This is a genomic window from Pseudarthrobacter sp. CCNWLW217 (assembly GCF_037203985.1).
GTDB lineage: Bacteria > Actinomycetota > Actinomycetes > Actinomycetales > Micrococcaceae > Arthrobacter.
The window spans coordinates 14503-28975 of the sequence record NZ_JBBCBT010000009.1 but is presented as its reverse complement, the minus strand read 5'-3'; the positions used below and the strand labels follow the sequence as shown (position 1 = coordinate 28975).

The 14473-nt window shown below is 66.3% G+C and carries 14 protein-coding genes; 7 read left to right on the top strand and 7 right to left on the bottom strand.

The window, feature by feature from the left end; translation table 11 throughout:
- Positions 1-39: 39 nt before the first annotated feature.
- The 5 genes from V9L18_RS11715 to V9L18_RS11695 form a co-directional block, all read right to left on the bottom strand.
- A complete protein-coding gene (locus V9L18_RS11715; RefSeq protein ID WP_337347345.1) occupies positions 40-909 on the bottom strand; it encodes a DUF4031 domain-containing protein in 870 nt (289 codons plus the stop codon).
- Positions 910-1095: 186 nt separating this feature from the next.
- Entirely contained in the window at positions 1096-1965 is an 870-nt protein-coding gene (locus V9L18_RS11710; RefSeq protein ID WP_337347344.1) for a hypothetical protein, read from the bottom strand.
- A gap of 58 nt (positions 1966-2023) precedes the next feature.
- A complete protein-coding gene (locus V9L18_RS11705; RefSeq protein ID WP_337347343.1) occupies positions 2024-2734 on the bottom strand; it encodes a response regulator transcription factor in 711 nt (236 codons plus the stop codon).
- Complete coding sequence (locus V9L18_RS11700) at positions 2731-3918, bottom strand: sensor histidine kinase (protein WP_337347342.1); 1188 nt, start codon at positions 3916-3918, stop codon at positions 2731-2733. The genes V9L18_RS11705 and V9L18_RS11700 overlap by 4 nt, the downstream gene beginning before the upstream one ends.
- 247 nt (positions 3919-4165) lie before the next feature.
- Positions 4166-5500 (bottom strand): FAD-binding oxidoreductase, encoded by a 1335-nt coding sequence (locus tag V9L18_RS11695; protein WP_337347341.1) that lies wholly within the window; start codon positions 5498-5500, stop codon positions 4166-4168.
- Between the two features lie 179 nt (positions 5501-5679).
- Between V9L18_RS11695 and V9L18_RS11690 the strand changes: the two genes are divergently transcribed.
- From V9L18_RS11690 to V9L18_RS11670, 5 genes are all read left to right on the top strand, one after another.
- Complete coding sequence (locus V9L18_RS11690) at positions 5680-6090, top strand: TOBE domain-containing protein (RefSeq protein ID WP_337347340.1); 411 nt, start codon at positions 5680-5682, stop codon at positions 6088-6090.
- Entirely contained in the window at positions 6087-6914 is an 828-nt protein-coding gene (modA, locus tag V9L18_RS11685) for a molybdate ABC transporter substrate-binding protein (RefSeq protein WP_337347339.1), read from the top strand. Before V9L18_RS11690 ends, modA begins: the two co-directional genes overlap by 4 nt.
- Before the next feature lie 2 nt (positions 6915-6916).
- Positions 6917-7777, top strand: a complete 861-nt coding sequence (locus V9L18_RS11680) for an ABC transporter permease (protein WP_337347338.1) — start codon at positions 6917-6919, stop codon at positions 7775-7777.
- Positions 7774-8838, top strand: a complete 1065-nt coding sequence (locus V9L18_RS11675; RefSeq protein WP_337347337.1) for a sulfate/molybdate ABC transporter ATP-binding protein — start codon at positions 7774-7776, stop codon at positions 8836-8838. The genes V9L18_RS11680 and V9L18_RS11675 overlap by 4 nt, the downstream gene beginning before the upstream one ends.
- A gap of 197 nt (positions 8839-9035) precedes the next feature.
- The gene (locus V9L18_RS11670) at positions 9036-9611 is read left to right on the top strand and encodes a hypothetical protein (protein WP_337347336.1); all 576 of its coding nucleotides are present in this window, start codon (positions 9036-9038) and stop codon (positions 9609-9611) included.
- 193 nt (positions 9612-9804) lie between these two features.
- Here the strand turns inward: V9L18_RS11670 and V9L18_RS11665 are convergent, their stop codons facing one another.
- Positions 9805-10146, bottom strand: coding sequence for a YciI family protein (locus tag V9L18_RS11665; RefSeq protein ID WP_337347335.1), 342 nt, complete (start codon positions 10144-10146; stop codon positions 9805-9807).
- A gap of 234 nt (positions 10147-10380) precedes the next feature.
- On the opposite strand from V9L18_RS11665, the gene clpB reads away from it, so the two are divergent.
- A complete protein-coding gene (gene clpB, locus V9L18_RS11660; protein ID WP_337347334.1) occupies positions 10381-13038 on the top strand; it encodes an ATP-dependent chaperone ClpB in 2658 nt (885 codons plus the stop codon).
- Between the two features lie 109 nt (positions 13039-13147).
- On the opposite strand, the gene V9L18_RS11655 is transcribed toward clpB, so the two are convergent.
- Positions 13148-13867, bottom strand: coding sequence for a hypothetical protein (locus tag V9L18_RS11655; RefSeq protein WP_337347333.1), 720 nt, complete (start codon positions 13865-13867; stop codon positions 13148-13150).
- Positions 13868-14141: 274 nt separating this feature from the next.
- On the opposite strand from V9L18_RS11655, the gene V9L18_RS11650 reads away from it, so the two are divergent.
- Positions 14142-14375, top strand: coding sequence for a DUF3073 domain-containing protein (locus V9L18_RS11650; protein WP_310165386.1), 234 nt, complete (start codon positions 14142-14144; stop codon positions 14373-14375).
- Positions 14376-14473 lie beyond the last annotated feature (98 nt).

Here is a 14473-nt window from a genome sequence, read left to right as displayed (position 1 = left end):
GACCCTGCTGCGACGCGCCGCCCGGGCCGGTGATTGTGCTCAGGCCAGTTCGCCGCGGAGGTTCCGGTGCGCGGCGTCGAGCCACAGCTCGCGTGCCCGTTGGCTGTGGAAGAGCGGGTCCAGTTCCAGCAGTCGGCGGACGACGGCGGCGCGTCCAGCGGCGAAGTCGGCGTCGCCGATGTGCGCATAGTCTTCCCGCACGGCGGCCACATACCTTGCGTAGGGCTCCGGTTCGCCACCGAGAACTGACAGGTCCGCATCGCAAAGGAGGGCGCCGTCGTCGTCCCCTGCTTCCGGGCGATGATCGGAGGTGAGCCGGACCAGCCGTGCCACTTCCTCGATGTCCGCGGGCGGGAGTCCGGCTTGGGTCAGTCGTTCCTCGGCGAGCCGGGCCGAATCCTCTTCGTCCTGGCCGGCGGCTCCGCGGTACACGGCGTCGTGGAACCACGCGGCCAGCTGTACATTGCGCGGCGGAACGTCTGGTTCGGAGAGCAGGTCCAGGGCCTCCAGCACCGCCAGGAGGTGGGTGCGGCCGTGGTACTTGCGATGCTCCTCGCCCCACCGGTCAAGGAGGTCCAGGAAGAGGGCATCGTGGCCTGGCATGATGTTCTCCCAGCGGTTTAGGAGAGGAATCTTCAGGGATTTGTTGCGCTGGCGGGCCGGGATGCGGAGCCCACTGGCGATGAGCTTGCGCACCAGGATGCGCGCTTCCACCGGAAGGGCTCCTGCGGCCACCAGATCATCGAACCGGCGCTCCGGTACGTCGTAGTGGTCACAGTCGAAGGCCCGCTCCGGGATTCCGGCCGCGGCAGCGAAAGTGTGGAGTTCCTCAAGCGAGGTATCCGAGATGAGGTGCGAGAAGTGCGTATCGTGCGCAGGCCAGAGGGGCGGATCGAGATAGATGGCCATGGTGGAAGTCTAGCCCCGGTGCTTCCGTGCGCTCCTTCCCAGTTACCGGAGGGCGGTGCGCCATTACTGGGTCGACACGCCGGCCACAACGGTGTGTCGGAACAAGCAACCGGGCGGGAACGCACACACGCAGAGCGGGACGGCGGCCGGTCCCCCCCAATTGAGCCGGCCGCCGGGTTCAGAGGGCTAGCGGCCAGACAGCACGGCTGCGCGGTCTGCTGCCTGTCGCCGAATTTCGGTGACCTTGGCGATCTCCGGCTCCAGCTGTTGCATGCGGGTGGTGAGGTACTTGTCCAGCAGGGCTTCCAGCTGTCCGTGGAAGCTGACCTGTTCGCGGCAGGTTGCGTCAGTCACCGCAATTTTGAACTCGTTCTGGCCCCCGGCTGCCTGACCCGCGGACACGGCCTGGGCGGGGCTTTCGAAGTTAGCGTAGGGCGACTCAACCATGCAGGACTTCCACGAATCGATGGCCTTCTGGAAACCGGAATCGGACATAGCCGCACCCGCGGCGGAATTGAGCGAATTCATGGCGACGCCGGTGGCCAGGACGTAGTTCTCCATGCTGCCGTAGATCTTTCGGGCAGCCTCCCCGCCGCAGCCGCCGCCGTAGGTGCCCATTCCGTTCACCGTCACTAGGGCTTCTTCCGTCTGGGGCCCTGAGAAGGCGATCACAAAGGCCGGATCTGCGAAGAGCTCGGCTTCGGCCGTACCCTCCGCCGGTTCGCCGGGCCCGGCGGGCTGCAGCGAGGCGTAGCCGCTTGCCTTGGCGGTGGCTACATCCAGTCTTTTGAAACCAATGTTGCTGTGAAAGTCCACCGTGTACGTGTTTACGGCGGGCACGAAGTCGTACCCTGCGGCTGCCATGCACTCCCTGACCACGGCCGCCCTGCCCGATTCAGCCGCGGAGTCCGGCGTGGCGTAGGCCTCGGCGCGGGCTGCGATCCCGCTGATGGGCGTTCCCGACGCCGGGATGCTGCCGCCGGGCACGGCAGACGCCGCGAGTGCTGCGGCCGCGCCGGCCGTAAGCATGGCCAATCCAATCATTTTCCTGTTCATGTTTCCCCCAATAAATAGTGATGGTGCGGTGCTGAAAATTGAGTGTGGTTGTCCGGGATCAGTGGCCGCCGAGCAGCCCGTTTTCGTAGGCATAGGCCACGAGCTGAATACGGTTGCGGAGCCTAAGCTTCGCCAGGATGCTTCCCACGTGGGACTTCACCGTGGCTTCGCTCAGCACCAGGCCCGCCGCAATTTCGGCGTTGCCCTGGCCGGTGGCGGCGAGGAGGAACACGTCCTTCTCCCGCCCGGATAGAGCGTCCAGGGCGGAGGTGTTTCCGGCGGACGGCGTGGTGTAGTCGCGGAGCAACTGATTGGTGGCGTGCGGGGCCATGACGGCGTGTCCGGAGTGCACCGTCCTGATCGCCGCGAGCAGGAACTCTGGCGTGGCGTCCTTGGTCAGGAAGCCGGCGGCGCCGGCCTGGATGGCTCGGACCACGGCTTCGTCGTGCTGGATCGTGGTGAGCACAATGACCTTCGGCGGAGTGCCCGGTCCGGAAGAAATGGTGCGGGTGGCCGTGATTCCGTCCATCACCGGCATCCGGATGTCCATGAGCATGACATCGGGTTCGACGGCGGCTGCCAGTTCCACCGCCGCGGCACCGTCCTGCGCCTCGCCCACGAAGTCCAGATCCGGCTGGCTGCGCAGGATCATCCTGAGGCCGGCGCTGAACAGCGGCTGGTCATCCACCAGGGCTACCCGGATCGTCCCGGCGGCTGCGGTGGCGGTGCCCTTTGCTGGGCCCGTTGTGCAGGCTGCTGGTGTGTTCATGGCAGGAGTGCCTCCATTTCAAAGTGCTGTCCGGTGGTGCGCGTCGTGAACGAGCCGCCAACCGCCGTCGTGCGTTCCTTCATGCCGGGGATTCCCCGTCCTGTGCCGGGGCTGGAAGCGGTGCCCGCCGTTGCCAGCTCGGAGCTGACGCGCACCATCAGTCCGTCCGGCCCGGGCCGGACCGAAACCGTGGCGCCTTTGGTCCTGTCGCCGTGCCGGAAAGCGTTGGTCAGGCTTTCCTGGACTAGCCGGTAGGCCGTGAGCCCTTGAAGCGGCGTCACATCCGTCCCGGAACCCGGGGCGTCCACGGTGACTTGCATGCCGCTGGCCGCGAACTGTGTGGCCAGCGATTCGAGCTGATCCAGGGTAGGCGCCGGCGACGTGTCCGCGGGAGCGACGTTCTCCAGCATGCGCCGGGTTTCCACCAGGGCGCTCCGGGCTGCGGAGGCGATGATCAGCGCCGATTCTTCAACCGCCTCCGGCTCGCTGCGATGGATGTAGCGGATGCCCTCGGCCTGCGCCGTGATGACGGTGAGCGAATGGGCCAGGACATCGTGGAGTTCGCGGGCGATCCGGTTACGTTCCTGCTCCACGGCGAGTTCCGTGGCGGCCTGCCGCAGTCCGGCTTCGGCACGGAGTTGCGCCCTTCGGCTGCTGCCGGCGTTGTTGACCGCCAGGCCAGCGGCCCATGCGGCAAGGTTGAACGCGGCGAAGGCTCCGAAGACAAGGAAGACATAGGTGCCGGTCCGGAGGGCACCCCGGCCGTAGAGCTGGGCGCCGAAGACGAAGTTGACCCATGTGCCATCCGCGAACCAATTGACCGTGATCAGTCCGGCCGACGCCACGGCAAACACGGGCAACAGCGAGCGGTGCCGGCCGCGGAAGCCAAGCGTGGCGAAAAGGATGACCAGCGGCACCGCCAGATAGCTCAGGACTCCGGACACCATGACTACCGGCAGCACTTTGATTGCCTGCAGCAGCAGCGTGCCAGCGGCAAAGGCCAGGGCACCTGCCGGGAAAATCCGGGCCGCGGCCACAGCGGACAGCAGGGCAAAAAGCAGGGCACTGTCCCGGTTGAAGCCGCGCTGCTCCAGTACCAGGAGAGCCAGCAGCACGGCCAGCGCCGTGGCCGGGGCGGCGGCCTCGCGGGCTGGCCTGCGTAAACGCATCAGGAGGGGGAACATGCAACCACCCTAAGCGGGCCGCTTGCCCGGAATGGCGAGGCTACGGACAGTTCAGCACCAAGGATGAACAAGTTCAGCCGGAGTGATGAAAATGCGCGCGCGGGCACCCGGGGGGCCTGCCGACGTCGTGACTTTCCCAACTAGGTAGCAGCAGATGTCGTTTTGACGCCTCATAACGACATCTGCTGCTACCTAGTTGGGGGGCGGGCGGGGGCGGGCGGGCTGGGAGGCTCGGCAAGGAGCCCAGTCAGGAGCCCGCCGGCAGGATGTTCTGGTTCCCACGGAAGATGTTCTGCGGGTCGAACTCCCGCTTGACCCTGGCCAGCCGGGCGTAGTTACCGTTGCCGAACGCAGCCCGGATGCGGTCCTGCCCTTCATTGCCGATGAAGTTCAGCCACACCCCGCCGGTGGCGTAAGGGGCGATCTTGCCCCGGAACTCCCTAACCCAGGCCTTGGCACGTTGGCCTCCCTCGGGCGTGGGGGAGATGCCGTACGGATGGCTCACCCAGGCAGCGTTCCGGTTGATCAGCGGGGTGGCCGCCGCAGCGTTCCCGCCCACAGCGCCGCCCCAGCGCGCGATGAGCTGCTGGGACGTGGCATCCGGTAGGGTCCGGGCCGATTCCACAAAGAGGTCCAGCGCTTCGTCGGGCAGTTCGTCGTGGTAGTCGGCGCTCCAGTAGTTGTAGTGGTCCGGCGGATCATCGAGGGAAGATTGGAAGTCGGCGTAATGGGTGTCGCCCACGAGGTCGACGGCGGGACCGAGTTCGCGGAATGGCCTGGCATGCTCGGAGCCTTCCTCGGGGTCGCCGGCATAGACGTAAGCGATCAGGGTGGCCATCTTTCCCACCATCTCGTCGGGCACAAATGGTTCGGCCGGTGCCGTCACGTATAAGAGCGCCAGGCCCACGCCGTCTGGGGCTGCAAGGGCGAGGTCCCTGAACGCCCGGGTGATGTCCGTTGCGGCCTCGGCCGGCCACAGCCACATCCCGGCGTGCACCACCGGACCGAGCCGGTGGGCCTGGAACGTGAAGGATGTTGCCACCCCGAAGTTCCCGCCGCCACCATGGAGTGCCCAAAAGAGTTCGGGATTCTCCCTGGCGCTCGCGGTGACGCGCTCGCCGTCGGCCGTCACCAGGTTTACGGAGACGAGGCTGTCACACGCGAAACCGTAGGACCGTTCCAGCCACCCGGATCCGCCGCCCAAAGTAAAGCCGGCGACGCCGGTTGTGGAGGCGCGCCCGCCTGTTACCGCCAGTGCGTGCTCCTGGGTGGCGTGGTCGAACTCGCCCCAGGTCAGGCCGGCCCCCGCGGTGACAATGCCGGACTCGGGGTCGACGTCGATCGACTTCATGGGCCGGACATCGATCACCAGGCCGCCGTCGTTCATGGACATTCCTGCCACTGAGTGGCCCCCGGCGCGGACGGCGATGGCGAGCGAATTGTCCCTTCCGTACCGGAGGGCTTCGGCCACGTCCGCGTCAGTGGAGCACTGGGCTATCAGCGCCGGACGCCGGTCAATCATGGCGTTGAAGACCTTGCGGGCCGGATCGTAATCGGGGCTGTCAGGCTTGATCCACTTCATCACAACGCTCCTCAGCGAGTGCGGCTCTTCCCCTCCCCATAGCGTAGGACTCTGGCGGCGGGTGTTCCAGAGAGGGGCCATTAGCACGCGCGGCCGGCCGAAACCGGGGGCTTTTGCCATATTTGAGTAAGCGGCATCGAAGGCCACAAAATCCCGCAGATGCGGAATAGAATAGCCAAATGCCCACGATTCGCGTTTCTGAAGCTGCCCGTTTCCTCGGCGTCAGCGATGACACCGTCCGCCGCTGGACGGAGAACGGCACCCTGTCGCCGGTGAAGGACGACGCCGGCCGGTTGGCTGTGGACGGCCTGCAGCTTGCGCAGCATGCCCGGAAGCTCGCGCAGCTCCCCGAGGACCCCCACCGGACCGGAAGCTCGGCCCGCAACAGGTTCGTCGGCCTGGTCACCGGCATCGCCATGGACAAGGTCATGGCGCAGGTGGAGCTGCAGTGTGGCCCGTTCAGGGTGGTGTCACTGATGAGCAGCGAAGCCGTCCGCGACCTGGGGCTGGAACTTGGGTCCGTGGCCACCGCCGTGGTCAAGGCAACCACCGTCATCATCGAAACCCCGCACGGAAAGAGCCTCGTATGAGCGACTTCCGCGGTAGGCAGCGCCTCGTGGCGGTTATGGTTGCCGCCGGCCTGGCCGGAGCCCTCAGCGCGTGCGGTCCGGCTGCCCCAGCCGGCAACGCCCCAGCTGGCACCGCCGCGGCCGGCAACGCGGCAGGCACAGGGCAACTGTCCGGGACTGTGACCGTTTTCGCAGCCGCATCGCTGAAGGGCACATTCACCCAGCTGGCACACGAGTTCGAGGCGAAGAACCCCGGCACCAAGGTCACACTGAGCTTCGCCGGGTCCTCTGACCTGGCCACGCAGATCACCCAGGGCGCCCCGGCCGATGTGTTTGCCTCCGCCGACACCAAAAACATGGCCAAATTGGCCGATGCCGGACTACTCGACGGGACCGCGACGAACTTCGCCACCAACGTACTGGAGATTGCTGTCCCTCCGTCCAATCCGGCGTCGATCGCTTCCTTCGACGACCTGGCCAAGCCCGGAGTCAAGGTGGTTGTCTGCGCCAGCCAGGTCCCTTGCGGGGCGGCTGCGGACGCGGTGGAACGGGCCGCCGGCGTCGCGCTGTCCCCGGTCAGCGAGGAATCCTCCGTGACGGATGTCCTCGGCAAGGTCACATCCGGAGAAGCCGACGCCGGCCTCGTCTACGTCACCGACGTCAAGAGCGCCGGCGGGAAGGCAAAGGGGATCCCGTTCGACGAAGCCAGGGAAGCCGTGAATACCTACCCCATCGCCACAGTTCGCTCGAGCCGGAACAGGGACCTGGCCGGCGCCTTCATCGCCCTTGTGGCCGGCGCCGAGGGCAGGAACACGCTCGGCGCGGCAGGCTTCGGCACACCGTAGCCATGGGACAGGCCAGGAGCAGCGGGTACGGCGGCGTCCCGCGCTGGATCTACGTTATTGCCGCGGCCGGCGGACTCTTCGTCCTGCTGCCGCTCGCCGCAATGGTGGCCAAGGTCAACTGGCCGCAGTTCATCCCCCTGGTCACCTCGGAATCGTCGTTGACCGCCCTCGGCCTGAGCCTGCGAACGTCCGCAGCCAGTACGGCCCTGTGCCTCGTGCTGGGTGTGCCGCTGGCGCTGGTTTTGGCCCGCGGGCGCTTCCCGGGGCAGGGCCTGCTCCGCTCCTTCGTCCTGCTCCCGCTGGTCCTCCCGCCAGTGGTGGGCGGCATCGCCCTCCTGTACACCTTCGGACGGCAGGGCCTGCTGGGCAGGACACTGGAAGTCGCCGGAGTCCAGATCGCATTCTCGACAACGGCGGTGGTCCTCGCCCAGACCTTTGTGGCCCTTCCGTTCCTCGTGGTCAGCCTCGAGGGTGCCCTGCGCACAGCCGGGAACCGCTACGAAGCAGTGGCCGCAACGCTGGGTGCCCGGCCCACCACCGTGCTGCGCCGCGTCACCATTCCGCTCGTGTTGCCGGGCCTCGCCTCCGGGGCGGTCCTGTCCTTTGCCCGCAGCCTCGGCGAGTTCGGCGCTACCCTCACGTTCGCCGGAAGCCTGCAGGGGGTGACCCGGACCCTGCCGCTGGAAATCTACCTGCAGCGCGAGACGGACGCCGATGCCGCCGTCGCCCTTTCCTTGGTGCTGGTGGCGGTTGCGGCGGCCGTGGTGGCACTTGCCTACCGCAGGCCGCGTTCCGGCGACAGTACCTCGGCAGGCAGGGAAAGCCCGACGGCGGCCCACGCCAGCGGCGGTGGTGTTACGTGACGTTTTCGGTCCAGGCAGCCGTGGCCGCCCGCGGCTTCGACGTGTCCCTCAGCTTGCTGCCGGGCGAAACCGTGGCCATCATGGGCCCGAACGGTGCGGGCAAATCCACCCTCCTGAACATCGTCGCCGGCCTGCTGCATCCGGACTCCGGCGAAGGCGAACTGGATGGAAAAACCCTGTTCAGCCTGGAAAGCGGGCGCGGCCAATGGACCGCCCCGCATCGCCGGGGCACCGCCCTGCTGGCCCAGGAACCGCTGCTTTTCCCGCACCTGAGCGTCCTGGAGAATGTGGCTTTCGGGCCGCGCAGCGCCGGTGTTCCTAGGCGCGACGCCAGGAAGTCCGCCCTGCGGTGGCTGGCCGAAGTCGAGGCTATCGAACTGCAGTCGCGCCGCCCAGCGCAGCTGTCCGGCGGCCAGGCCCAACGCGTTGCCGTGGCCCGGGCGCTCGCCACGGATCCCGGGCTCCTGCTCCTGGACGAACCCATGGCCGCGCTGGACATCCATGCCGCCCCCCTGCTTCGGCGCTTACTGAAGCGCGTATTGGCGGGGCGCCGCGCCATCATCATCACCCACGACGTCCTGGACGCCCTGATGCTGGCGGACCGGGTCATGATCCTCGAGAACGGCCGGATTGCTGAGCAAGGTCCCACCCGCGAGATCCTGCAGTCGCCCAGGAGCCGTTTCGCTGCCGGACTGGCCGGCCTGAACCTCGTATCCGGCACCCTGGCCGGTCATGGGCTACTGGCTGGCGACCTGGACATCTATGGCCAGCACGACGAACTGCCCGGGCAACTGCCTGCAGGCCAACCCGGGGTGGCGGTCTTTCCGCCGTCGGCCGTTTCCGTTTTCCTCACTGCGGCGCACGGGAGCCCGCGCAACTCCTTTGCCGTCACGGTGACCGACCTTGAGCCGTATGGCGATCGGATCAGGGTTCGGGCCGGTGACGGCGGGCGGTTAAGCGCCGACGTCACACCGGAAGCCGCGGCGGACCTGGGCCTCGTCCCCGGCCTGCACGTGTATTTCGTGGTCAAAGCCGCAGCGGTCACCATTTACCCGGCCTGAGATCATCCCCTGGGCTGAACCCGGGGACTACGGACTTGGCTATGCTGGTCAGCGCCGGTTCAGCCTTGTCGGCCGCAAATGGGGGAGTGCAGTTGAAGATACGAAGCAGAAAAATTACGACGGCGACCGCCGGGCTTTTGCTCGCGGCGGGACTGGCAGGGTGCAGCCTCTTTCCCTCACCCCCGCCGCCCGTTCCGGTGCCGGCCACCCCAATCTCGCTGCTTCCGGCTAACTGCCCGTTCCTGGGGCGGGAGGACATCCTGCCGGTCCGGATTCCCCAGGGCACGCCCAAGGAAGCCATCGGAGGCGTGCTGAATTCCTATGGGGCGTGGCTGAACGCGGGGTCAGAAGTATTGTCCACCTGGCAGGCGGGTGGCACGGTCCCGCGCGAATGCGTGGACAGCCTCGCGGCAGCAAACGCCGAGGCGTACGCCACCACCCTATTCACCAGTCACACCGACGTGGCGTGGCAGCAGTATTTCAGCACCGTCGGACGGATGAACGCCCAGACACTGCAGGGAGCATTGGCACTGGAACCCGGCGCAGCACGGCGCGGCACCTTCGAATTGTTGAAGGAGATCGATTCAAGCTCTACGGACAACGGCACCTTCCTGAAGTTCGACGCCGTCCTCAAGCCAGTTGCCGGCGGCCCTTCCGGCGGTAACTGGGAGGAATGGGACAAGCCCACCCGGTGGTATGTGGAACTCGTCCCGGCGGGGGAGTTCCTGGTCATCAATTACGTGGAGCAGACCCCCGCCGCCGGCTACCAATAACTCCCCTGCAAGCCATTGACTGGTTTTGTCATTTTGCGTGACACAGTTCACTGCGGCGAGTAATATCTCTTGTGGATCCGCCGCACACCATGGCCGGTCCATCCACTGAGCTGAGCCGATCGGCGCATGCAGACCCTCGGGCGGGTGGCTCCTTGGGGGAGTCACCCGCCCGGGATGTTTAAGCCCGGGTCCGCTACATGCCGGGCAGGTCAAGGAATTCGTAGACCTGGATGCTGGCCCCAGGCATCATGAGGTGTGGATGGCCGTCCAGGAGGGCCTGTGCGCCGTCCAGGTCTTCGGCCTGGATGATGCCATATCCGCCAATATGGCCTGTGCCATTGGGTGCCGAAGTTCCGGTGGCGGTGATCTCCCGGCCTTCCCCCAGAGGACTTCCCATGTCCACGATGCCGCTGCCGGCGCGGTCCGCCCATTCCGTCCAGGCCTTCATGCCTTCTTGGGCCGCTTCCGGTGTGCTCTGCGCCATCTGGGCCTGGGCCGACTGGGGTGCGAGGTAAAGAACAGCAAATTTCTTCATGGTCAAACCTCCGCTCCGGTGCGCCGGAGGACCCTGGCCCCCGGTCACAACCTCGATCCTAGGGTTGGTCCCCATTGCGGGGATACAGTGCAGGGGTAACCGTTTGTGGAACCTTGGGCGTCGGTTGCTCCCGTGGTTCGCTGTGGGCAAAAAACCGCGTCAGAGCGGCATCCCTCAAAGTTGAGCGTAGTAGACTCAACTTAGCTAAATGCAAGATCCCGGAAGGAGCTCTCTTTGGACGTCAAATTCACCACCAAGAGCCAGGAGGCTCTTTCGACGGCAGCCATGAACGCCTCAACTGCAGGAAATCCGCAGGTGGAACCCGCCCACCTGCTCAAGGCGCTGATGGATCAGCGGGAGGGCGTCGCCGTCGCCCTTCTGCGTGCCACCGGCGCTGACCCGGACGCCGTCAGCGTCCAGGCGAGCAGTGCCATCAAAGCGCTGCCGGCAACGTCCGGCGGGTCCACCCAGCAGGCGCAGCTGTCCCGCCCCGCCCTGCAGGCCATCCAGAACGCCAAGAACGAGGCCGATAGGCTCGGGGACACGTTCGTCTCCACCGAAGTCCTGTTGCTCGGGCTCTCAGCCGGAAGTGACGCCGTCGGGCGGTTAATGCGCGACGCCGGGGCCTCCCATGAGGCGCTGCTCGCCGCCCTGCCGGGTGTCCGCGGAGACCGAAAAGTGACCAGCCCGGACCCGGAGAACACCTTCCAGTCCTTGGAGAAGTACGGCACGGACCTTACGGCGATGGCGCGGTCCGGCAAGCTGGACCCGGTGATCGGCCGCGACACCGAGATCCGGCGCATCATCCAGGTCCTGAGCCGCCGTACCAAGAACAACCCCGTCATCATCGGCGAGCCCGGCGTGGGCAAGACCGCCGTCGTTGAAGGCCTGGCGCAGCGGATCGTGGCCGGTGACGTCCCCGAAAGCCTGCGCGGGAAGACCCTGATCGCCCTGGACCTCGCCTCCATGGTTGCGGGGGCCAAGTACCGCGGCGAATTCGAGGAGCGGCTCAAGGCTGTCCTTGAGGAGATCAAAAACTCCGAGGGGCAAATTGTCACGTTCATCGACGAGATCCACACAGTGGTGGGCGCCGGAGCCACGGGCGAGTCCTCGATGGATGCGGGCAACATGCTCAAGCCAATGCTGGCCCGGGGCGAACTGCGGCTGATCGGCGCCACCACGTTGGACGAGTACCGCGAGAACATCGAGAAGGACCCCGCGCTGGAGCGCCGGTTCCAGCAGGTGTACGTGGGCGAACCCAGCGTAGAGGACACCATTGGCATCCTCCGCGGCCTAAAGGAACGCTACGAGGCGCACCACAAGGTCACCATCGCAGACTCCGCCTTGGTCGCCGCCGCCACGTTGTCCAACCGCTACATCTCGGGCCGCCAACTGCCGGACAAGGCCATCGACCTGGTGGATGAAGCCGCCTCGCGGTTGCGAATGGAGATCGACTCCGCGCCGGAGGAGATTGACCAGCTGAGGCGTGCCGTGGACCGGCTCACCATGGAGGAACTGGCCCTCGAGAACGAGAAGGACGCCGCCTCGGTGGAGCGCCTGGCGGCCCTCCGCGCGGACAAAGCGGACAAGACTGAAGCGCTGGATGCCCTCAACGCCCGGTGGGAGGCCGAGAAGGCAGGCCTCAACCGGGTGGGGGACCTGAAGGCGAAGCTGGACGAGCTCCGCTCCACCGCGGACAAGGCACAGCGCGAAGGTGACCTGGAGACGGCATCGCGCGTGCTCTACGGCGAGATTCCGGCGCTGGAGCGCGAACTGAACGCCGCCGCAGCGGCTGAGGCCGAGGTCACGGACAAGCCGGCCCAAATGGTGGCCGAGCAGGTCACGGCGGACGACATCGCCGAAGTGATTTCCGCCTGGACCGGCATTCCCGCCGGCCGCATGCTACAGGGCGAGAGCCAGAAGCTGCTGCACATGGAGGAGGAACTCGGACGGCGGCTGATCGGCCAGTCCAAGGCTGTGGCCGCTGTTTCGGACGCCGTGCGACGTGCCCGGGCAGGGATCAGCGACCCCAACCGGCCCACTGGCTCGTTCCTTTTCCTGGGCCCCACCGGCGTGGGAAAGACCGAGCTCGCCAAGGCATTGGCTGACTTCCTGTTCGACGACGAACGGGCCATGGTGCGGATCGACATGTCCGAATACGGCGAGAAGCACTCGGTGGCCCGGCTGGTGGGCGCGCCTCCGGGCTACGTCGGTTACGAGGAAGGCGGCCAGCTCACCGAAGCCGTCCGCCGCCGGCCGTACTCCGTAATCCTGCTGGACGAGGTGGAGAAGGCCCACCCGGAAGTGTTCGACATCCTGCTGCAGGTACTCGACGACGGCCGCCTCACCGACGGTCAGGGCCGCACCGTGGACTTCCGCAACGCCATCCTGGTGCTGACCTCGAACCTGGGCAGCCAGTTCCTGGTGGACCAGACCCTGGACGCCCAGGCTAAGCGGACTGCCGTGATGGCCACGGTGCACGCCTCCTTCAAGCCGGAGTTCCTGAACCGGCTGGACGAAGTGGTGCTCTTCGACGCCCTGTCCGTGGAGGAGCTGGCCCGGATCGTGGAACTGCAGGTTGCCGAACTGGGCGGGCGGCTGCATGAGCGCCGGCTCACCCTTGAGGTGAGCGAGGGCGCCCGAGCATGGCTGGCCATGTCCGGCTTTGATCCCGCCTATGGCGCCAGGCCGCTGCGTCGGCTGGTGCAGCGGGAGATCGGCGACCGCCTGGCTAAGGCCATCCTGTCCGGCGACATCGCCGATGGCGACACCGTGCTGGTGGACACTGCGGCCGACGTCGATGAACTCACCATTGAGGGGCTGGAGGCTCTGTCCGGGTCCGACGGCGGCGCTCCCGCCGGCACAGGCCTGGTGGTCCGGCGGAAGGTGTAGGCCCGGCCGCGCTCCCCTTACCCAACTAAGTAGCAGCAGATGTCGTTTTGAGCCCTCATAACGACATCTGCTGCTACTTAGTTGGGATTTAACAGGGGAGCGCCCGCAGTCAGGGGAGCACGCTGGCAGTGATGACGTTCCCGCCGGGCGATGTGACGTAGCAGTCCACCCGGCGGTCGCCGCCGGATTCCCAGCTGGTGGTGCTGGGATAGGCCCGCTGGAAATTCAGCGTGAAGTCATTGGCTGCTGGAGCAAGCTTGGCGGCCTGGCATGCCTCCAGCGCCTTGGCCTTGAGGGTTTCGGCGCCCGGATAGGAGTCACCGGACGGATAGCGGTAGATGGCCACGAGCTGTGCCGAGTGGCCGGTGTCGCAAGCCACCACGCTCGACTTCAGTGCCTCGGGATCGAAATCCTTGAAGCAGTCACCGAGCTGGAAGTCCGCCGGTGGCACGCCGTCCCGAGGCAGCGGGAGTGGGCTCGCTGGCGCTGTAGGCGAAATTTCCATGACTCCTGCAGCGTTTGAGCCCGAATCTCCGCTGTTCCGTGCGTTCTCGCTGAGCCACAGCGCCAACCAGATCAGGGATCCCACCACACCGACGAGGACCAGGACAAAAACGGTCTTCAGGACGATCGGCCCGATCCGCCGCGGCTGGCGGGAAGGGGGCGCCGGCGGCATGTCCGGGAGTGGAATGTTGGGCGGCACCGGGGGAGGCACTTGTGGCAGGCCGGCAGTGGGCGGCACTACGGGTTTGGGCGGGCGCGCCGTTCGGCTGGCAGCGAAATCCGCGCCTTCGCCCGCAGGTCCTGTGGCGCCGTCCTTTTGGTTCACTGAAGTGCACCCTCCTGCGTTGCCTTGGTTGATAACCCCGGTCTGTGGCCGGTGTTCAGCAGTTGATGAAGCGACTCTATCGAACAAAAAACCCGGGAACCCTGTTGTTCGGCGCGATCGGCGTCCCCGACATGCCGTCCGGGGGCGGCTGCTGGCAAGCATGGGCTGCCGAAAGCATGTAATCTAGGTGTACGACAAATTGACCAAACATTCCGGGGCCTCACCGATAGCCAAGGTGACCACCTCCGGTCCAAGTACAAAAGGGGGTCACGCCATGGGGCGCGGCCGTCAAAAGGCAAAAGCTACCAAGCAGGCTCGGGATATTAAGTACTACTCCCCGAACACTGACTATTCGGCACTTCAGCGTGAGCTGACGGGTCCGGGCAGTCGTGCCACGAGCCATTTCGCGAATGAACCGGTTGAACCGGATTATTCGGCTTATGTGGATAAGTACGCGGACGATTTGGAAGAAGACGACGACGACGTAGACAGCCGTCGGATCGGCTAGTTGTCACAGGCCGGCGTAGCCGCAAGGCGCCCGGATCCCGCGACGCCGCAGTACGATCGGATGCCGCATCCTATCCGTCAGTACAGCGCTTCTTGAGC

Excerpts from the sequence above, each read along its gene's own strand:
- V9L18_RS11695 (WP_337347341.1), bottom strand. The coding sequence starts at position 5,500 with ATGAAGTGGATCAAGCCTGACAGCCCCGATTACGATCCGGCCCGCAAG.
- V9L18_RS11715 (WP_337347345.1), bottom strand. The coding sequence starts at position 909 with ATGGCCATCTATCTCGATCCGCCCCTCTGGCCTGCGCACGATACGCAC.
- V9L18_RS11665 (WP_337347335.1), bottom strand. The coding sequence starts at position 10,146 with ATGAAGAAATTTGCTGTTCTTTACCTCGCACCCCAGTCGGCCCAGGCC.
- V9L18_RS11705 (WP_337347343.1), bottom strand. The coding sequence starts at position 2,734 with ATGAACACACCAGCAGCCTGCACAACGGGCCCAGCAAAGGGCACCGCC.
- V9L18_RS11710 (WP_337347344.1), bottom strand. The coding sequence starts at position 1,965 with ATGAACAGGAAAATGATTGGATTGGCCATGCTTACGGCCGGCGCGGCC.
- V9L18_RS11680 (WP_337347338.1), top strand. The coding sequence starts at position 6,917 with ATGGGACAGGCCAGGAGCAGCGGGTACGGCGGCGTCCCGCGCTGGATC.
- V9L18_RS11690 (WP_337347340.1), top strand. The coding sequence starts at position 5,680 with ATGCCCACGATTCGCGTTTCTGAAGCTGCCCGTTTCCTCGGCGTCAGC.
- V9L18_RS11650 (WP_310165386.1), top strand. The coding sequence starts at position 14,142 with ATGGGGCGCGGCCGTCAAAAGGCAAAAGCTACCAAGCAGGCTCGGGAT.
- V9L18_RS11700 (WP_337347342.1), bottom strand. The coding sequence starts at position 3,918 with ATGTTCCCCCTCCTGATGCGTTTACGCAGGCCAGCCCGCGAGGCCGCC.
- modA (WP_337347339.1), top strand. The coding sequence starts at position 6,087 with ATGAGCGACTTCCGCGGTAGGCAGCGCCTCGTGGCGGTTATGGTTGCC.